Origin of the sequence: Bacteroides sp. D55t1_190419_B8 (assembly GCF_015558905.1) — a bacterium.
GTDB classification, from domain to species: domain Bacteria; phylum Bacteroidota; class Bacteroidia; order Bacteroidales; family Bacteroidaceae; genus Bacteroides; species Bacteroides vicugnae.
The window spans coordinates 188,683-208,911 of the sequence record NZ_JADMOU010000005.1 but is presented as its reverse complement, the minus strand read 5'-3'; the positions used below and the strand labels follow the sequence as shown (position 1 = coordinate 208,911).

The following is a 20,229-nucleotide window of genomic DNA, read 5'->3' as shown; positions in this document are numbered from 1 at the left end:
TATCTGTAAAACATGAATGAATATGAAAAAAATAATATACTTCTTATTGATTTTAAATCTGGGATTGCTTTCCTGTGTCGATGATGCATCGGTACGCGTGATGCCTGAATTTAATTGTAAAGATACAAAAGTAAATTTGGCGAAAGCGGCGGGTTCTTCTGTTACGTCGCTGTTATATACCAATGTCGGTCAGGTTGTTGCACAGTATGAAGCGGAGTGGCTTTCTGTAGATGTAAGTTCTAAAAGTGTTGTCTACACGGCCTTGGCACAAAATGACGGTGAAGATGCAAGAACGACTGTTGTGAAACTGACTTGCGGCTCATATACAGTGGAGGTGACGGTTACCCAGGATTCTAAAGAACCGGATCTTTCTTTGAAGATAGGACAAAGTGTGGATGAGGGTATCGGTATGATTTTCTGGGTAGATCCTTCGGATAATATGGTAGGAAAAGCGGTTTCAGTGAAGCGTCAGGGAGGGAATCCTTTCGAGGCTTCTGTGATGTCTCATAATGCACTTTCCACCGTCAACGGATATGCTAATTCTGCCTTGTTCACTTCTCCGTCGGCAAATGATGCGGTAGCATATTGCCAGTCGTTGGGTGACGGATGGTATCTGCCTGCCCGTGATGAATTATGGGAATTGTTTGATGCCTATAATGGTGTTGGACATGCTGATCCGGATTTTATTTCAGCCGTACCTGATAAACTGACGGAAGTAGAGAAGGCGGCACGTGCTGCATTTGATAAGATGTTGACTGATTTACAAGGTGATGTGATGAACGAGGCTGCCGGTTCGGGCAATGGCGAAAGCTATTGGTCGAGTACGGAAAACGCAGCGGGTAATCAGGCTTATTGGGTACGTTTCGGTAAATCGGGAGCTGACGCAGGAAATAAGACTGCTACTAACCGTTTTGTGAGATGTATGCGTACAATCGGTGATTATACTTATCCTGAAGAACCGGCAACATTGACGGTTAATCCGAATCCTGTGACATTGGAAGGAGCTAATGAAGCGGAAGCAAATGTGACATTGACATCCAATAAAACGGTATTTAGTGTGGTTTTGGCAAATGATTCCTGGCTTTCGTATATTATTTCGGGCACAACAGTTACGTTCAAGGCAAAATCTAAAAATACCACTGGCGATGTTCGTACGACTATTGCTACGGTTACAGCCGGTACTGGCACAGCCGCTAAGTCGGTGGAGGTAACGGTGAATCAGAATGTTGCGGCTGAAGGAGGCGCTTCTCTCGAGTTAAGTACAAATACCGTGACTATTACTCCTGATGCTGTGACGAAATCAGAAGGAATAACGATGATTTCTGATGAAACAGAGTTTACAGTAAATATAACTGATGAGTCTTGGGTGAAAGCGTATGTTGATGTAACAAGTAAAACTCTTTATTTCTGGACATTATCTCCTAATTTGAATAGTTCTAACCGGATAACGACTGCTACGGTAATAGCCGGAAGCGGAGCGAATGCACCTAAGCAAGAAGTTACTATTACACAAAGAGGGCTTTTAAGTTCCGAGTTTGCGGTGGGACAGGTGATTGCGGATAATGGTTCGTTAAAAGGAGGCATTGTGTTCTGGGTAGATGGTACTAATCGTGGTAAGGCTAAGATTATGTCATTGGACAGAGAGAATCTGGCATGGTCTACGGCAAGCTCTCCGGCTTCTACCGGTTTAACTTTATCCAATGACAATGGCTTGGCAAATACTACTGCGTTGGCAGCATTGCCGAATGCAGCAGAAATGCCCGCTCTTAAATATTGTATGGATAAAGGTTCCGGATGGTATTGGCCTACGAGAACGGATTTGGAACAGATGTTTGAAACTTATAATGGGACTGCAGTGGCAGATGCAACGGAGAATAACCCGGATGCGATTACTGATTTTGAGAAAGCAAACCGTACAGCTTGGGATCAAGTGATTACTGGTGCAGGAGGAACTATCATGAATACGGCAGCAGCATCTGCTACCGGAGATTCTTATTGGGCTAGTCGTGAAACGTCGAGCGGTACAAGCGCATTTTATGTACGTTTTGGAAAACCGCTTGCCTGGGATAAATCGAATGCTAAAAAAGATGGTAAAAGATTTGTTCGTGCAGTCCGTTCAATTTCGAAATAATGGTATTAGGTATGTATAAGGTATATCAAAAAATAATTTTAGCCTGTTTGTTACTGGTTATGACCGGCACGGTTTATAGCCAGCGTGTGACGCAAACGATTAATGATGGTTGGAAGTTCTCCCTCTTTGAGGGAGATGCGTCCACTGCTGACTTTGATATTTCCGGTTGGACTGACGTTTCCATTCCTCATACGTGGAATGCAAAAGATGCAGATGATGAAATTCCCGGTTATTTCCGGGGAAAAGGCTGGTACAGGAAATTGGTGACAGTGGAGGAAATGATCCCTGAACAAAGAGTCTATCTTAGTTTTGAGGGAGCCAATCAGGAAACGAATGTGTTTGTGAATGGAACGTTTGTAGGAAATCATAAAGGTGGTTATTCCGCTTTTACGTTTGACGTGACTGATTATGTTCATGCCGGACGCAATCTGATAGCTGTGAGTGTTGACAACTCGCATAATCCGGATATTGCTCCTCTTTCGGCGGACTTTACTTTCTTCGGGGGAATCTATCGGGATGTTTATCTGGTGTATACTTCTCCTGTGCAACTGTCTACTACTCATTACGCTTCTAGTGGTGTGTATCTCAAAGCATCGAAGATTACGGATTTGCAAGCAAATATTTCAGTGAAGACATTCTTGTCCAATGCTTTGAAGAGTAATCAATCATTGATTCTTGAAACGGAGATTTTGGATGCAGATGGTAACAGAGTAGCGCTTTCACAAAAGAAAGTAAATGTGAAGGCGGAAGAAAAGAATGTAGCTTTTGAATCGCTCATGACTATTACGCAGCCTAAACGTTGGGATGTGGACTCTCCTTATATATATAAGGTGTATAGCCGTCTGAAGAATAAAAAAGAGGAGGTGCTCGATTGTGTTGTCAATCCGTTGGGAATTCGTGAATATCGTTTTGATGCGGAGAAAGGTTTTTTCTTGAATGGGAAATATCGGAAATTGATTGGTACCAGTCGGCATCAGGATTACAAAGGAATGGGAAATGCTTTGCGGGATGAAATGCATATCCGGGATGTACAGTTGAGTAAGGATATGGGAAGTAATTTCCTGCGAGTGGCTCATTATCCGCAAGATCCGGTTGTGATGCAAATGTGTGATAAGTTAGGACTATTGACTTCAGTTGAAATTCCGGTAGTGAATGCCATCACTCAAAGTAAGGCATTTATGGATAATTGCGTGGAACAGGTGACAGAAATGGTTTGTCAGAACTATAATTATCCATCTGTTATTATTTGGGCTTATATGAATGAAGTGCTTTTGCGTCCTACTTTTAATCCGGAAAATAAGAAGGAGCGGGCGGACTACATGACATTCCTTCATCAAATAGCTTCGGCGGTTGAGGCGCAGATAAGAAGTTTGGATTCGGAACGCTATACCATGTTGCCTTGTCATTCTACTTCTCAAATCTATCAGGAAGCGGGAATTACAGAATTACCGATGTTATTGGGTTTTAATCTTTATAATGGATGGTATGGTGGTAGCTTGAGTGGATTTGAAGAGAAACTGGAAGAACTTCACAGGGAGTTTCCCCACAAACCGTTGCTCATTACCGAATATGGGGCGGATGTGGATACTCGTATTCACTCTTTTTCGCCGATGCGGTTTGACTTTAGTTGTGAATTTGGTTCCATCTACCACGAACATTACTTGCCTGAAATTCTAAAGAGGGATTATATCGTGGGAACTATGGTTTGGAACTTGAATGATTTTTATTCTGAAGCCAGAAGAAACGCCATGCCTCATGTGAACAATAAAGGGTTGGTAAGTACGGATAGAGAACGTAAAGATGGATATTATCTTTATCAGGCTTATCTGAAAGAGGCACCTGTCCTGCACATTGCTTCTAAATCGTGGAAGAACAGGGCAGGAGCCAGTCGGGATGGAAAGAGCTGTACGCAACCTTTGAAGGTGTATACCAATGCAGATAAGGTGGAAGTCTTTTTAAATGGAAAGAGTTTGGGAGTATATCCGGTATCGGATAAGGTCGTTTCTGTGGATATTCCTTTTGTTAACGGAGAGAATGTGGTAGATGCTGTAATTGAAAAAGAGGGACGCGAATATCGTGACCAGTATGTCTGCAATTTCCAATGTGTCAATGTGAAGAACGGCTTTACGGAAGTCAATGTATTACTGGGCGCTCAACGCTATTTCGAGGACCGGACAGCAGAACTGTGCTGGATACCCGAACAGGCTTATGAAAAAGGCTCATGGGGATATATTGGCGGAGAAGTGGCTCCGAACAAGACTCGATACGGTTCTTTGCCTGCCAGCGACACTGATATACTGGGAACGGATCAGGATCCTATCTTTCAGACGCAACGGGTAGGTATTGAGGCCTTTAAAGCGGATGTGCCGGATGGTGTCTATGCTGTATATTTGTATTGGACGGAACTTACTTCCGAAAATAAAAGAGAGGCTTTGGTGTATAATTTAGGTAATGATGTGGTGAAAGAGGAGTATGCAAACCGGGTCTTTTCTGTGGATATAAATGGGGTATCTGTTGCCAGACAAATGAATATTGCAGAAGAATACGGTTCCGAACGTGCGGTCATTAAAAAGTATATTGTTCCGGTTTCACAGGGAAAAGGGCTTGTCGTTCGTTTTGGAGCGGTAGAGTCTGTGCCTATTTTAAATGCAATACGAATCGTAAAAGAATATTAGAAGATGAAAAATAGTATAGTTATATTGTTTTTACTGCTGTTATCCCAGTTGGGCTATGGACAGGGGCGCGCATTTAAGGTCACTGCCCGTCCGTGGGTGAAAGGACAGAAAGATCTTCCATGGAAGGAGTATGATACCCGTACCATTGCTCAATTGGATGGTTTTAAAGCTACTGATAAAGTGCATGTAAATGAGTATGGAAGTGATTTGGATGCTCCGAGGCACCGGGCTACTGGATTTTTTAGAGTGGAACGTATTGGAAATCGTTGGTGGATGATTGATCCCGATGGATATCGGCATTTACAAAAAGTGGTGGTTGGAGTACGTTTGGGTACCTCTGAACGCAATAAACAAGCCATGCTGGATAAGTTCGGCACGGAAGAAAAATGGATCGAAGGGACGGCACAGATGATTCATTCACTAGGCTTTTCCGGTGCGGGCTCTTGGAGTAACGAAGAGGCGATTGCTTCTTACAATGCATCCCACAAGGAGGTTTTGACCCGCTCAATCATTCTTAACTTGATGAGCGGATATGGTAAGAAACGGGGAGGAACTTATCAGTTACCTGGTAACACGGGATATCCTAATCAGTGTATTTTCGTTTTTGACCCGGAATTCGAAACTTATTGTGATGAGATGGCGCAAAAACTGGTTGCAAATAAAATGGATAAAAACATCATTGGTTATTTCTCGGATAATGAACTTCCGTTCGGACCCAAGAATCTGGAAGGCTATCTGACTTTACAGAACCCTGGTGATCCGGGAAGAGTGTATGCGGAATCCTGGTTGAAAAAACAGGGAATTACTTTGCAGCAAATAACCGATGAGCACCGGGAGGAGTTTGCGGGGGTGGTAGCTGAACGATATTATAAAGTGGTATCGGAAGCGATTCGGAAGTATGATCCCAATCATCTCTATCTAGGCAGTCGTTTACATGGAAAACCGAAGTTTATCCGCCAGATTGTGGAAGCGGCAGGCAGGTATTGTGATGTCGTTGCAATTAACTACTATGGAGCGTGGACGCCGAGTGAGAAGACCATGAAGCATTGGGGAGAATGGGCTCAAAAACCTTTCATCATTACGGAATTTTATACGAAAGGAATGGATTCCGGACTGGCGAATACGACAGGAGCAGGTTTTACCGTTCAAACTCAACAGGAACGTGGATATGCCTATCAGCATTTTGTTTTAGGATTATTGGAAAGTGGAAATTGTGTCGGATGGCACTGGTTTCGTTATCAGGATAATGATCCGACGGCAAAAGGGGCAGATCCTTCGAATCTGGACTCTAACAAGGGACTGATAGATAATGAATACAATCTTTATAAACCGTTGGCCGATGCTATGAAAGAATTGAATATCAATGCCTATCGTTTGGCCGACTGGTTCGATCAACAATCAAATAACAATCAATAAAATACATACCATGAAAAAAATATTTATACTGGGAGCTTTACTGTTTATAAGTTCTATTCCTATGGTTTCTTGTACGGATGATGATGATAAGGACCCTAATTTTATGCCTCCTGATATAGTGATGGGTGAGGGAGATGTGGAGTCGGAATACCCGGAAGATTTGCCCGTTCCCGGAGCTTCTGTGGTATATGCTCCGTCATTAAATACCAATATGTATCGTCCTATCAGTGTCAAGTATTCCAGTGCCTATCCTCCCATATCCAGTTGGACAACGGGGAATACACGTATTATTGCTTATATGGATGGATATAAACCGGCTATTAAGACATTGAAAGCATATCAGGAGTCGGTGAATAAGTATGGAAGTTCGACAACGCTTCCGAAACAAGCAGCTACGGGCAGGTTTTATACGAAGAAGATAGACGGGCGTTGGTGGTTGGTTGATCCGGAAGGTTATCTGCATCTGGAACGTAGTGCGACTTCTTTGCGTAAGGGGACTTCCAGTCGTAATAAAACAGCTTGGAATAATAGGTTTGGAACTGATGAGAAGTGGTTGTCCACCACTCAACGTGAATTGAGTGAGATCGGTTTTCATGGTACAGGTGCATTCTGTACAGGAACGTACTCGTTGATTCAGACTCATAATGCTTCCAATCCGAGCAGTCCGTTGACTTTGGCACCTTCCTTTGCTTTTCTAAGTCAGTTTAAGAGTGCGAAATCTTATAATTATCCCGGAGGAAGTGATGATAATGCTGCAGGCTTTGTGTTTTATAATGGATGGGCTGAATGGTGTGAATCATATTTGGCAGGTAGTGCTTTCGCAGATTATCTGCGTGATCCAAATGTATTGGGTTTCTTCTCGGATAATGAGATAAACTTCTCTTCAAACAGTTCCCGGATTTTGGATCGTTTCCTGGCTATTAACAGTTCGAATGACCCGGCTTATGTTGCAGCAAAAGCCTTTATGGATTCCAAGGGTACACAAAGTGTGACGGATGCCTTGAATAATGAGTTTGCAGGTATCGTAGCAGAGAAATATTATAAAGCAGTGAAGGAGGCAGTGATGAAAGTAGATGATAAGCTGCTTTATCTGGGGACTCGATTGCATGGAACTCCTAAATATATGGAGGGAGTGATGAGAGCTGCCGGAAAATATTGTGATGTCATTTCTATCAACTATTATAGTCGTTGGAATCCCGAACTGACAACAGCGATTGCAGACTGGGCAAGTTGGGCGGATAAGCCGTTTCTTGTAAGTGAGTTTTATACGAAAGGGGTGGAGGATTCCGATCTGAATAACCAGTCGGGAGCCGGATATTCTGTTCCTACACAAAATGAGAGGGCTTATGCTTATCAGCATTTTACATTAGGATTGCTTGAAGCTAAGAATTGTATCGGATGGCATTGGTTTAAATATCAGGATGATGATGGTACGGATAATTCGTCGAAACCTGCCAATAAGGGTCTTTATGATAATTCTTATCAGTTGTTTCCTTATTTATCTTTCTTTGCCCGCGAATTGAATTTTAATGCGTATGATTTGATCCAGTATTTTGATAAATAGGTATTCGTTTCGATATAATATTTGAAAAGAAAGACAAAGTGCGAATTTTGCTGTATAGCTTTGATAAAAACTACTACTGCAAAATTCGCACTTTTTATTTTCTGATTAATTGTGTACTAACGTACCTATCTCTTTTCCGCTGATTACTTTCTTTAAGTTACCTACTGTGTCCATATCAAATACGACGATAGGCAGATTATTTTCTTTGCACATACAGGTCGCAGTTAAATCCATAACTTTCAGACCACGTTTCAATACTTCATCATACGTAATGTCATCGAATTTGGTTGCGGTAGGATCTTTTTCAGGATCAGCTGTGTAAATGCCATCTACGCGAGTACCTTTCAGCATAACGTCTGCTTCGATTTCTATTCCTCTTAGTGAAGAACCGGTATCTGTAGTAAAGAAAGGATTTCCCGTTCCTGCAGACATGATAACCACTTCACCGTTTTCCATACATTCGATGGCCTTCCATTTACTGTAGAATTCACCGATAGGTTCCATCCGTACTGCGGTCAATACACGTGCTTTTACACCGGTAGCTACAAGAGCAGAACTTAGAGCGAGGCTATTGATAACGGTAGCCAACATTCCCATTTGGTCCCCCTTCACACGGTCAAAACCTTTATTGGCTCCGCTTAATCCGCGGAATATGTTGCCTCCTCCGATGACGATACCAATCTGTACCCCTTGTTCGTGGATTTCTTTGATTTGTTGAGCATATTCTGCCAGTCTTTTTTCGTCAATGCCATATTGCTTTTCGCCCATCAAGCTCTCTCCACTGAGCTTTAGTAAGATTCTTTTATACTTTGCCATACCTTTTGCTTTTTATTGTTTGCCGCAAATATAGAGATAATTTATCGGATAGCCTCACCGGGATGCGATTACTTTTTTCATTATTTGCTTTCCCAAAAAGGTTTGTACAATTCCTCGCAGGGAAAGATAAATGAGAAAAGCCAGCCACAGGGCGTGATTTCCCAGAAGAGGATGGAAAGCGTAATATACTCCGAAGAAGCTGGCGGAGGCGACTAACATGGAGTAAAGCATCTGACGGGTAGCGGTGGCACCAATAAATACTCCATCCCACAGGAAAGCAGAAAAACCAGCTAGCGGAATGATAAGTGCCCAGTAAAAATAAGTGTCTGAAGCGTTGATTACTGAAGTGTCATTGGTTAGCAATCCCAGAAATTCTTTTCCGCCGATTGCATAAAGGATGGTGAATATTAATGAAAGACCCAATCCCCAATAGAAAAGGTGATGTACTGTGTTGCGTAAGGCTGTTTGATTCTTGGCGCCTATATAACGGCCGGTCAATGCTTCACCGGCATAAGCAAATCCGTCCATGATGTAGGAAAACAGAGTGAATAGTTGCATGAGTAAGGTGTTTACGGCTAATACAATTTCTCCTTGGGCGGCTCCTGCAGAGGTGAAAAATAGGGTGACCGCAACCAAGCAAAGGGTACGGAAGAAAATGTCTCGGTTGACTTGGAAGAAACGGTACATGGCTTGTTTCTGTATAATTTCTTTCCATACGATTCGCTTTTTTAGTGCACTATAATAGCGCATATATAGCAATATGGCCATGAAGAAACCTGCATATTGTGCGATTAAAGTTCCTGTTGCCACTCCTGCCACTTTCATATCCAGTAAGTAGACAAAGGATAGGCTGGCTACAATATTGACAATATTCTGAGTAATAGCGATATACATGGGAAAACGTGAATTCTGCATTCCGATAAACCAACCGGCGAATCCATAAAGTCCTAATGTGGCGGGAGCTCCCCAGATACAGATATAGAAATAAGTAGTTGCCAGTTGCTCGACTTCCGGTGTGGTTTGTATCAGAGTGAATGCCAATTTTAGGATAGGGTATTGGAGTATCAACAGGCAAAGAGCTATAAATAATCCTACGCCAACGGAACGTAACAGTAACCGGGTGATTTCATTTAGATCATGCTGACCATATGCTTGTGAGGTCATGCCACTCGTCCCCATACGCAGGAATCCGAAAATCCAATAGATAATATTGAACAACATTCCCCCTACAGCGATGGCTCCAATGTAGGCCGGAGAACCGAGGTGTCCTACGATGGTAACATCGATAAGTCCCAGTAGCGGGACGGTGATATTTGATATAATCGATGGTATGGCTATCCGTAATATTCGTCTGTTTTCGGAGGATTGTTTTTTATCTATCATTTTATAGAAACACTTTTATCAAATTGATTGTTCTTTTCGTCCGCAAAGGTACATTTTTTATTTTTTTGTTGTATCTTTGTGAATCACGAACTAAATAGCAATCAGATGGATTATGAGGACCTTAACTATTTTTCTTTTATCTTTATTCTCACTGCCGCTGGCGCTGAATGCACAGTCGGTTGATGAGATGTTGCAGAAAGTATCTGCCGCTATTGAGGCTGGGCAGAATGGACAGGCTGTGAGCTATTTCCGGCAGACTATTCCTCTGAATATAGACCGTACGGAAATGTATTATTGGACGAATGTGGACAAGAATAGTGAAATTAGCTCCAAACTGGCTACCGAATTAGCTCTCGCCTATAAAAAGAAACGAAATTACGACAAAGCTTATTTGTTTTACAAAGAGTTGCTGCAAAAGGACCCAAATAATGTAGATTGTTTGGAAACATGTGCAGAAATGCAAGTGTGTCGCGGACAAGAAAAAGATGCTTTGCGTATGTACGAAAAAATATTGCAACTCGATGCGGATAATCTGGCTGCTAATATCTTTTTAGGAAACTATTATTATTTGATGGCAGAGCAGGAGAAGAAAAAGTTAGAAATGGATTACAAGAAACTTCCTTCTCCCACTAAAATGCAGTATGCCCGCTATCGGGACGGATTATCGAAGTTATTTACTACCCGATATGAGAAAGCACGTAGTTCGTTGCAGAAAGTTGTTCTACGTTTCCCATCGACAGAAGCTCAAAAGACATTGGATAAGATATTGAGAATAGAAAAAGAGGTGAATCGCTAAGCGGTTCACCTCTTTTTATTATATTCAATTTGCTATTTTATAGTTCGTATTGGCAAATCCAAAGGTCCTTCATTAAGTGCACGAGTATTAATGTCTCCTTTCTTTGGTCCGGGTATTAACGGGCTATATGATAAGACATGTCTGATACGTTCACGTTGGTTTTGAGTGAATTGATTTGAATAGCTGATAGCATAATCCATGATATTATAAGAGATAAACTCTATACCGTCACATCCTGTTCGTTTTACCAAATTTTCAAATGTATATTTTGCTTCCTCATTCTCATATATATAGTCACAATAGCTATCATACTCTTGTTTGTTATAGCTTTTAGTATCTTTGCAATAATCAGTATCTTCACACGTTCCATTAGTTGTTTCGGCAAAGACATGATGTAGTCCTAGATAATGTCCTAATTCATGAGCTAACGTGACAGTGATGTCTGCTGTAGTATATTTAGTTGAAGTAGATTCTTCATTAATATATAGACTGTTAATAGAGACACATAGTGGGAATTGTAAATTTGCTAATGTTAGATGAGAGTAGTCTGTTTTACTAAGCCCTTCTAAATAGTGGTTACCTGCAGTAGAAAAAGGAATATGGGAGATACCTAATGTTATTAAATTAGAATTAGAGCCCGAATCGAAGTTATAAACCATAATATTGATATATGAGTTCGGATCCCATAAGTATTTTACATATTTACCCGAATCATCATTCATAAAATCATCGCAGTTGATTGGATATGATTCTGACCATTGGATATATTCTACTCCGGGATTGGGTAATGTTTCTCCATTTTTATCTGTTGTTGCTAATGTAAAAGTAAGATTCATGTCTACGCTGTTATTCTTGTTTTTATACAGGCTGTTTACTTTGTCAAGTATATAGGATAAACGGCTTGAATTTACTTTCTGTAGAGAATTTCTATCTTCTTTATACAATACATGAAAGATAACAGGGATTTTATAATGGTATTCTTCAGCAGTGTTGGTAGAGCCATTTTGAGTTATTTGAATTGTTTTGCTAACCTTATGGCTTATAATAGTGACAGTGGCTGTTCTGGAAGCAGATTCCAAATTAGCATTAATAGTTAAGATTAACTTTCCATCATTTTCCCCTTTTTGTGTATTAGGAATACACCATTGTTTATTACTTGTTACAGTCCATGAAGAACTGCAAGTAATATCTATCGTCAATGATTCACCGCTTGCACTAATGTTATTGAACTTTGATTCTGATATATTTAACGTGGCAGAATCCGAATCATCGCATCCTATTAATATCCATAGTAATGGAAGAAGAAAAATTAATCTTGTTTTCATAAATAAAAGAGTTTTATATAAAACGCATGTTTCAAAGATAATGTTTTGATCTGAAATAGGATGGTTTATTTCAGTAAATATTCTACCTCCTTAAACATATAGCCTTTTTTGTTAAGCATCTCATCTTCCAGTATTAATCTTCCTTCGGGTTCTACACAAATGATTCGTGCAAGAAATTCACCGTTGGCATCTTTAAAACGATGCATTCCTTTCTTTCTGAAAAGAGACATTTCATATTGACAGGCTATTGATTCCGTATTCCCTTTTTTGAGGAAGTTATAATAAGACTGGATGCGCAACATGATGTTCTTCAGTATTTCAAATAGATCGAACTCTTTTCTGGTGATTTGTCGCAGTGAAACAGGATTAGGGGCAGAACTGTGAAATGTTTCCTGATTAATATTGATCCCGATTCCTGCAATACTTTGACTGATGTTCCGTCCCATCAGATCGTTTTCTATCAACATTCCACATATTTTCTTTTCTTTCCAATAAATATCGTTCGGCCATTTGATAGAGATATCGGTGGTATAGGTCTCCAGTTCTTCCTTAATAGCCAAAGAAATAATTTGTGAAATAAGAAACTGGCGTCGTGCTTCCAGGAATTCAGGGAAGATGACGGTGCTGAAAAGAAGATTCTTACCGGAATCTGATTCCCAAGAGTTGCCGCGTTGTCCACGACCGGAAGTCTGGAAGTCGGCGACTACGACAGTGAGTTCTTCCACTTTCTGTTTAGAACAGAGAGACTGCAGATAGTTGTTGGTAGAATTAGTCTCGCTGATATGAATCAATGGAACCGGGAATATTTCAGGGGAGAGCATCATATTCTGCACGTAACTTTTTGGTAAATTTTTTGATTACCTCGTCATAAGAGTGATCAATCAGTTGCTTGATCAATTTATCATCCACATCTCGGTCAAAGAATACCTGATTCCAGTATTTCTTGTTGAAATGCCATGCACCTTCCACGCCATTATAATGGTCACGCAATTCAATGGCATATTCAGGATCGCATTTCATGGTAATCCTGTCAGGTGTATTGAAATTGATACATAAAAACATTTTACCCATGACCCTGATGGTTAGGAAATCATCACCGAAAGGTGTATCTTCCGTTACAGCTTTTTTGTTGAGGCTGTATTCTCTGGCTGTCTCTATATTCATAATTCTATTAATTATATACTCATTCAGTGTCTTTCAGCGTTGAATTTTAAAATAAAGGAGGGTAAAATGCTTCCTCTATATGTTCAATCTTGAAATTTATCTCATCGCCTACTATCGTAATGATATCAAAGCGTACAGGAGTGTCAAGCTGAAACAATCTGATATAGGTATCCGCTGCGCGTACCGTACGTCTTATTTTGGGTAAATCAACAGCGTCTTCCGGTTCGGCAAATAGGGTATTGCTGCGGGTTTTCACCTCTACTACAATCAGTTCATTGTCCTTTGCTGCTACAATGTCCAGTTCGAAATGTCCTTTTCTCCAGTTCCGATCACGGATGCAATACCCTTTCTGTTCAAGATAAGCTACAGCGGCATTTTCTCCGGCTTTTCCTAAATCATTATGTTTAGCCATCTTTTTTTGCAAATTTACTGCTTTTATTCTTTGTATTTACAGAAGTAAAAGTAATTTTGCAGAAGATATGAGAAAAAGGAGTAAAAAGTGCCTGAAAATGCATGTCGAATGTACCAAAAGGGAACGACGAATGAGCATTTTGTTGAGCGACGAAGAACAGCTGATTGTAGATCGTTATCTGGAGAAATATAAGATAACGAACAAATCCCGTTGGCTTCGTGAAACCATTCTCATGTTTATCCATAAAAATATGGAAGAAGATTATCCGACCCTTTTTGGTGAACATGACATGAGACGATAATCGATAATTAAAAATTAATAATTGAAAATTAAAGGGGGATGCTGGACGATATTTACTTCATGAAACAGGCTTTGATAGAGGCAGGCAAAGCTGCTGATCGGGGAGAAGTTCCTGTTGGGGCTGTCGTGGTTTGTAAGGAGCGTATTATCGCACGTGCCCATAATCTCACAGAAACATTGAATGATGTAACGGCTCATGCCGAGATGCAGGCTATTACAGCTGCTGCCAATGTGCTTGGTGGCAAATATCTGAACGAATGTACCTTGTATGTCACGGTTGAACCTTGCGTGATGTGTGCAGGAGCTATCGCTTGGGCACAAACTGGCAAGCTAGTATTTGGTGCCGAAGATGAAAAACGCGGCTATCAGAAATATGCAGGTTCAGCTCTACACCCTAAAACTGTGGTTGTAAAAGGAGTAATGGCTGACGAATGTGCTGCACTAATGAAAGAGTTCTTTGCTGCGAAACGAAAATAGAAGCGGTATCCTGTTTATTTGATTTCCTCAAAATCTACATATTCACCATCATCCTGGGTGAATATTTTTTTATGTCTTTTTTCCGAAATATTCTCGGAATATATTTCCTCTTCATCATTAATCGGACGACGATTTCCCTGGTCATAGTCCTGTTGGTTTGTATGTCCCGATTCCGTTTGTCTCGGGCGGGATGAAGATGAACCACGTCCTAATCCGAAAATAGTTCTTAGTATGAAGCCGACAATAGAAAGGCCAAATACAAAAATGGCGATGATAAAAATGAGTATAAATAAAAGTATATGCATTGGGCTATGATTTTTATGTTGTTACTTCGATAAAACTCATAGTACAACAAACGTGCCAAGAGATTGTTTATTTACTTTTTCTTGTAAAAAGTGAAAGTAAAATATACCATACAATGATGGCGGCGAAGCTGCTGATCCCCAGAAATATAAGGAGGGGAATACAGATAATCAGGAATATAAAACTGATTTTGTTGTCATTCCATGACAGATTTTTAAATTTCAGCGAAAACATCGGTATTTCTGATACCAGTAGTCCGGAAAACAGACAGACAAGTATAAGAAGGTAGACAGGATGGCAGTTGTCTGATATCAGGAAATCATGCGCCCCTGCTACTAGAGAGGCCCAGAACAACGCATTGGCAGGAACCGGAAGTCCGACAAAAGAACTGGTCTGTCGCGTGTCATTATTGAATTTAGCCAGACGCAATGCTGAAAAAACAGAAATTAAGAATGCCAAATAGGGTAGGTAAGGAGCGATGAACTCCATACTTGCCGGATAATACATTTCTTTGAACAGAGAGAATACGATCAGTGAAGGAGCAACTCCAAAACTGACATCATCTGCCAATGAGTCCAAGTCTTTTCCGATAATGGAATGTGCGTTGAGCATACGAGCCAACAATCCGTCGAAGAAGTCGAAAATGGAACTTAAAGCAATGAAAAGTAGAGCCAGTTCATATTTCCCTTCAAAAGCCATAACACAGGCAATACAACCGGAGAAAAGGTTTAGGCAGGTTACGGTATTCGGAATACTGTTTTTAATAACGTTTGTCATTGTGACAGAATTATTTAAGTTTGGCGATAACCGTTTGGTTACCGGTCGTTAATTGTCCCATGCTGACACATACTTCTGTGCCAATGGGTAAATACACATCCACACGGGAACCGAATTTGATAAATCCCATGTGTTCGTCAATATAACATTCTTCTCCTACTTCAGCGTAGGTGACAATACGGCGTGCCACTGCACCAGCAATTTGCCGGGTGAGTACTTCCACTCCTTCCGGAGTTTCGATCACTACCGTAGAACGTTCGTTTTCTGTGCTGGCTTTCGGCAACCATGCTTTCATAAAGTTTCCATTATGATGTGCTACCTTTTTAATGGTACCGTCCACCGGATACCAGTTGGCATGTACATTCACAATGCTCATGAAGATGGATATCATTAACCGGCGGTCATGGAAATATTCGTTTTCATCGACTTCTTCGATGACGACGATTTTTCCATCGGCAGGTGCAACGACAATCTTTTCAGTGTCCTGTCCGAAGAGACGGATCGGACATCGAAAGAAATTCACCATCAGCAGATAGACTGCTATACTCGCTACTGCTACCACATAAAATGGTATTTTGCAATCGATTCCCCAATAAAGAGCCGCATTAATCAATAGCAATAGCAAAAAGCTAGCCCATAATATATGTGTTCCTTCGCGGTGAATACGTATTTTTTTCAATTTCTTTAGTCGGCCCATGAATGCTGTTTAATGATATTGTCTGCAAAAATATACTTAATTTAAAAATTCAGCAAGTAAATGAGCATAGAAATGCGAATGTTGATAACTTTTTGAGGATTATTTTTGTTTATAACCCAGGAGGTAGTAATTTTATGCCTTCAAATTAACTACTTATCATTATGCAGGATTTCGTTCATTTACATGTCCATACTCAATATTCTTTGTTGGATGGTCAGGCTAGTGTAGCTCGTCTGGTCGATAAAGCCATGAAGAATGGGATGAAGGGTATTGCCGTGACCGATCATGGAAATATGTTCGGTATCAAGGAATTTACGAACTACGTCAATAAAAAGAACAGTGGTCCGAAAGGTGAAGTCAAGGATCTGAAGAAGCGAATTGCAGGAATTGAGGCCGGCACGATAGAGTGCGAGGATAAGGAGGCGGAGATTGCTGCTTGCAAAGCTAAGATTGTGGAAGCGGAAAACAAACTATTCAAACCGATTATCGGTTGTGAAATGTATGTGGCACGCCGCACCATGGACCTGAAAGAAGGCAAGCCCGACCAGAGTGGTTATCACCTGATCGTATTGGCTAAGAATGAAACAGGTTATCACAACCTTATCAAATTAGTATCACACGCGTGGACGCGTGGTTATTATATGCGTCCGCGTACTGACCGTAGCGAACTGGAAAAATATCACGAAGGACTTATTGTCTGTTCGGCCTGTCTTGGTGGTGAGGTGCCGAAACGGATTACTGCCGGACAATTTGCAGAAGCCGAAGAAGCAATACAATGGTATAAGAACTTGTTTGGGGATGACTACTATTTGGAATTACAACGCCATAAAGCGACTGTCCCCCGTGCCAATCACGAGTGTTATCCGTTACAGGTGAATGTGAATAAGCATCTGATAGAGTATGCTAAGAAATTCAATATCAAACTGATTTGTACGAATGACGTTCACTTTGTAGATGAAGAGAATGCGGAAGCGCACGACCGTTTGATCTGTTTGAGTACCGGTAAGGATTTGGATGATCCTACCCGTATGCTTTATACCAAACAGGAATGGATGAAAACACGCGAAGAGATGAATGAACTCTTCGCTGACGTGCCCGAAGCATTGAGCAATACATTGGAGATTCTTGACAAGGTAGAATATTACTCTATCGATCATGCACCTATCATGCCTACTTTTGCTATTCCGGAAGATTTCGGAACGGAGGAAGGCTATCGGGCGAAGTTTACGGAAAAAGACTTGTTCGACGAGTTTACTCAGGATGAACATGGCAATGTGGTATTGAGTGAAGAGGATGCGAAAGCGAAAATCAAACGTTTGGGTGGCTATGATAAACTCTATCGTATTAAACTTGAAGGAGACTATCTGGCAAAACTAGCTTTTGACGGAGCTAAGAGAATTTATGGCGAACCTCTGACGGAAGAAGTCGAAGAACGAATGAATTTTGAGTTGTACATCATGAAAACAATGGGTTTCCCCGGTTATTTCTTGATTGTACAGGACTTTATCAATGCCGCACGTAAGGAACTGGGTGTATCGGTTGGTCCGGGACGTGGCTCGGCTGCCGGTTCGGCGGTGGCTTATTGTCTGGGTATTACGAAGATAGATCCTATCCAATATGATTTGCTGTTTGAGCGTTTCTTGAATCCGGATCGTATTTCCTTGCCTGATATCGATGTGGACTTTGATGATGACGGTCGTGGTGAGGTGCTTCGTTGGGTGACGAATAAATATGGTCAGGAAAAGGTGGCGCATATTATTACGTATGGTACCATGGCGACAAAGATGGCTATCAAGGATGTTGCACGTGTGCAAAAGTTGCCTTTGTCAGAATCAGACCGTTTGTGTAAATTGGTTCCTGACAAGATCCCTGACAAGAAACTGAATTTGCCGAATGCCATTGCTTATGTTCCCGAATTGCAAGCAGCAGAAGCGTCATCTGATCCACTGTTGCGGGATACGATCAAGTATGCCAAAATGCTCGAAGGCAACGTACGTGGTACGGGTGTGCATGCCTGCGGTACGATTATCTGTCGTGACGATATTACCGACTGGGTACCTGTCAGCACTGCTGATGATAAGGAAACGGGTGAAAAGATGCTTGTCACTCAATATGAAGGTTCGGTCATTGAAGATACCGGATTGATTAAGATGGACTTCCTCGGTCTGAAAACCTTGTCTATCATTAAAGAGGCCGTTGAAAATATCCGTTTAAGTCGTAATATTGAGGTGGATGTCGATGCGATCGATATCTCTGATCCGGCTACTTATAAATTATATAGTGACGGACGTACAATTGGTACATTCCAGTTTGAATCTGCCGGTATGCAGAAGTATTTGCGTGAATTGCAGCCTTCTACATTCGAAGATTTGATTGCCATGAATGCCCTCTATCGTCCGGGACCGATGGATTATATACCTGATTTTATTGATCGTAAACATGGCCGCAAACCGATTGAGTATGATATTCCGGTAATGGAGAAATACTTGAAGGATACGTATGGGATTACGGTCTATCAAGAACAGGTGATGCTTTTGTCGCGCTTATTGGCCGATTTTACCCGTGGTGAGTCTGATGCGCTTCGTAAAGCGATGGGTAAGAAGTTGCGTGACAAGCTGGATCACATGAAACCTAAATTTATTGAAGGCGGAAGAAAGAACGGACATGACCCGAAAGTGCTTGAGAAGATTTGGACAGACTGGGAAAAGTTTGCGTCTTATGCTTTCAACAAGTCGCATGCTACGTGCTATTCGTGGGTAGCTTACCAGACAGCTTATCTGAAAGCGAATTATCCTTCTGAATACATGGCGGCTGTGATGAGTCGAAGTTTGTCTAACATTACCGATATCACGAAACTGATGGACGAATGTAAAGCAATGGGTATTCAGACACTGGGGCCGGATGTGAATGAAAGTAACCTGAAGTTTACCGTAAACCATGATGGCGATATTCGTTTTGGACTTGGAGCTGTCAAAGGTGTAGGTGAAGCTGCCGTGCAAAGTATTATGGAAGAACGCAGGCTGAATGGTCCTTTCCTTGGAATCTTTGATTTTGTACAACGTGTCAACCTCAATGCCTGCAACAAGAAAAATATGGAATGTCTGGCATTAGCCGGAGGATTTGATAGTTTTCCGGAACTGAAACGGGAACAATATTTTGCTGTAAACTCTAAGGGGGAAGTGTTCCTGGAAACATTGATGCGTTATGGTAACCGTTATCAGGCAGATAAGGCGGCTGCCGTCAATTCCCTGTTCGGCGGCGAAAACGTTATTGATGTTGCAACTCCTGAAATACCTCAAGGGGTAGAACGTTGGAGTGATCTTGACCGTCTGAACCGTGAACGTGATTTGGTTGGTATCTATCTTTCCGCTCACCCGTTGGATGAATTCTCTATCGTATTAGAACATGTTTGCAATACACGTATGGCGGATTTGGAAGATAAAGCCGCACTTGTCGGTCGTGAAATAACGATGGGAGGGATTGTGACCAGTGTTCGTCGTGGAGTCAGCAAGAACGGAAATCCGTATGGTATCGCCAAGATCGAAGATTATTCAGGTTCTACCGAGATACCATTCTGGGGAAATGACTGGGTGACTTACCAGGGATATCTTAATGAAGGAACGTTCTTGTATATTAAGGCCCGCTGTCAGGCCAAGCAATGGCGGCAAGATGAGCTGGAAGTGAAAATCACCTCTATGGAACTTCTTCCCGACGTGAAAGAAGAACTGGTGCAGAAGATCACGATTATCATTCCCCTGTCTGTCTTGAACTCGGCTTTGGTCACTGAACTCGCTACTCTGACAAAGGAACATCCGGGAAATACGGAACTATACTTCAAGGTGACAGATGATGCTGATGTAACTCATATGTCGGTTGATTTGATTTCCCGTCCGGTTAGGCTTTCAGTAGGCCGGGATTTAATAACATATTTAAAGGAACGTCCCGAACTGGGATTTCATATAAATTGATTATATTTGTGGCGAGAATAAGCTA

General features: G+C 41.4%; 17 protein-coding genes. 8 read left to right on the top strand and 9 right to left on the bottom strand.

Annotated elements, in window-relative coordinates:
- Positions 1–16: 16 nt before the first annotated feature.
- The 4 genes from I2I13_RS06880 to I2I13_RS06865 are packed head-to-tail and all read left to right on the top strand — an operon-like array spanning position 17 to position 7,786.
- A complete protein-coding gene (locus I2I13_RS06880) occupies positions 17–2,131 on the top strand; it encodes a BACON domain-containing protein (protein ID WP_195649165.1) in 2,115 nt (704 codons plus the stop codon).
- An 11-nt stretch (positions 2,132–2,142) separates the two neighbouring features.
- Positions 2,143–4,806 carry a glycoside hydrolase family 2 TIM barrel-domain containing protein gene (locus I2I13_RS06875; protein ID WP_195649164.1) on the top strand — a complete coding sequence of 888 codons (2,664 nt, stop codon included), beginning with the start codon at positions 2,143–2,145 and terminating at the stop codon, positions 4,804–4,806.
- 3 nt (positions 4,807–4,809) lie between these two features.
- The gene (locus I2I13_RS06870) at positions 4,810–6,222 is read left to right on the top strand and encodes an agarase (RefSeq protein ID WP_195649163.1); all 1,413 of its coding nucleotides are present in this window, start codon (positions 4,810–4,812) and stop codon (positions 6,220–6,222) included.
- Between the two features lie 10 nt (positions 6,223–6,232).
- The gene (locus tag I2I13_RS06865; RefSeq protein ID WP_195649162.1) at positions 6,233–7,786 is read left to right on the top strand and encodes a hypothetical protein; all 1,554 of its coding nucleotides are present in this window, start codon (positions 6,233–6,235) and stop codon (positions 7,784–7,786) included.
- Positions 7,787–7,891: 105 nt separating this feature from the next.
- Here the strand turns inward: I2I13_RS06865 and pyrH are convergent, their stop codons facing one another.
- Positions 7,892–8,602, bottom strand: a complete 711-nt coding sequence (gene pyrH, locus I2I13_RS06860) for a UMP kinase (protein ID WP_195649161.1) — start codon at positions 8,600–8,602, stop codon at positions 7,892–7,894.
- Positions 8,603–8,656: 54 nt separating this feature from the next.
- A complete protein-coding gene (locus I2I13_RS06855; RefSeq protein ID WP_195649160.1) occupies positions 8,657–9,985 on the bottom strand; it encodes an MATE family efflux transporter in 1,329 nt (442 codons plus the stop codon).
- A 112-nt stretch (positions 9,986–10,097) separates the two neighbouring features.
- Here I2I13_RS06855 and I2I13_RS06850 point away from each other — a divergent pair, with 112 nt between their 5' ends.
- Positions 10,098–10,781: a lipopolysaccharide assembly protein LapB gene (locus I2I13_RS06850; protein WP_148365270.1), complete on the top strand. Its 684-nt coding sequence runs from the start codon at positions 10,098–10,100 to the stop codon at positions 10,779–10,781.
- Between the two features lie 32 nt (positions 10,782–10,813).
- On the opposite strand, the gene I2I13_RS06845 is transcribed toward I2I13_RS06850, so the two are convergent.
- The 4 genes from I2I13_RS06845 to I2I13_RS06830 all read right to left on the bottom strand — a co-directional run bounded on the left by I2I13_RS06845 (position 10,814) and on the right by I2I13_RS06830 (position 13,682).
- On the bottom strand, positions 10,814–12,106 hold the full coding sequence (locus I2I13_RS06845) for a zinc-dependent metalloproteinase lipoprotein (RefSeq protein ID WP_148365269.1): 1,293 nt from the start codon (positions 12,104–12,106) through the stop codon (positions 10,814–10,816).
- 65 nt (positions 12,107–12,171) lie between these two features.
- A complete protein-coding gene (locus I2I13_RS06840; RefSeq protein WP_195649159.1) occupies positions 12,172–12,930 on the bottom strand; it encodes a biotin--[acetyl-CoA-carboxylase] ligase in 759 nt (252 codons plus the stop codon).
- Complete coding sequence (locus I2I13_RS06835; RefSeq protein ID WP_148365267.1) at positions 12,914–13,270, bottom strand: MmcQ/YjbR family DNA-binding protein; 357 nt, start codon at positions 13,268–13,270, stop codon at positions 12,914–12,916. Before I2I13_RS06835 ends, I2I13_RS06840 begins: the two co-directional genes overlap by 17 nt.
- 46 nt (positions 13,271–13,316) lie before the next feature.
- Positions 13,317–13,682, bottom strand: coding sequence for a YraN family protein (locus I2I13_RS06830; protein WP_148365266.1), 366 nt, complete (start codon positions 13,680–13,682; stop codon positions 13,317–13,319).
- Positions 13,683–13,749: 67 nt separating this feature from the next.
- On the opposite strand from I2I13_RS06830, the gene I2I13_RS06825 reads away from it, so the two are divergent.
- Together I2I13_RS06825 and I2I13_RS06820 are read left to right on the top strand one after the other, a co-directional pair.
- On the top strand, positions 13,750–13,983 hold the full coding sequence (locus I2I13_RS06825; RefSeq protein ID WP_004299215.1) for a hypothetical protein: 234 nt from the start codon (positions 13,750–13,752) through the stop codon (positions 13,981–13,983).
- Between the two features lie 38 nt (positions 13,984–14,021).
- Complete coding sequence (locus I2I13_RS06820; RefSeq protein ID WP_148365265.1) at positions 14,022–14,459, top strand: nucleoside deaminase; 438 nt, start codon at positions 14,022–14,024, stop codon at positions 14,457–14,459.
- A gap of 14 nt (positions 14,460–14,473) precedes the next feature.
- On the opposite strand, the gene I2I13_RS06815 is transcribed toward I2I13_RS06820, so the two are convergent.
- The 3 genes from I2I13_RS06815 to I2I13_RS06805 form a co-directional block, all read right to left on the bottom strand.
- On the bottom strand, positions 14,474–14,764 hold the full coding sequence (locus I2I13_RS06815; RefSeq protein ID WP_148365264.1) for a DUF4834 family protein: 291 nt from the start codon (positions 14,762–14,764) through the stop codon (positions 14,474–14,476).
- 67 nt (positions 14,765–14,831) lie between these two features.
- Entirely contained in the window at positions 14,832–15,539 is a 708-nt protein-coding gene (gene pssA, locus I2I13_RS06810) for a CDP-diacylglycerol--serine O-phosphatidyltransferase (protein WP_148365263.1), read from the bottom strand.
- 10 nt (positions 15,540–15,549) lie between these two features.
- On the bottom strand, positions 15,550–16,236 hold the full coding sequence (locus I2I13_RS06805; protein WP_004299219.1) for a phosphatidylserine decarboxylase family protein: 687 nt from the start codon (positions 16,234–16,236) through the stop codon (positions 15,550–15,552).
- Between the two features lie 161 nt (positions 16,237–16,397).
- On the opposite strand from I2I13_RS06805, the gene dnaE reads away from it, so the two are divergent.
- Positions 16,398–20,204 carry a DNA polymerase III subunit alpha gene (gene dnaE, locus I2I13_RS06800; RefSeq protein ID WP_195649158.1) on the top strand — a complete coding sequence of 1,269 codons (3,807 nt, stop codon included), beginning with the start codon at positions 16,398–16,400 and terminating at the stop codon, positions 20,202–20,204.
- Positions 20,205–20,229 lie beyond the last annotated feature (25 nt).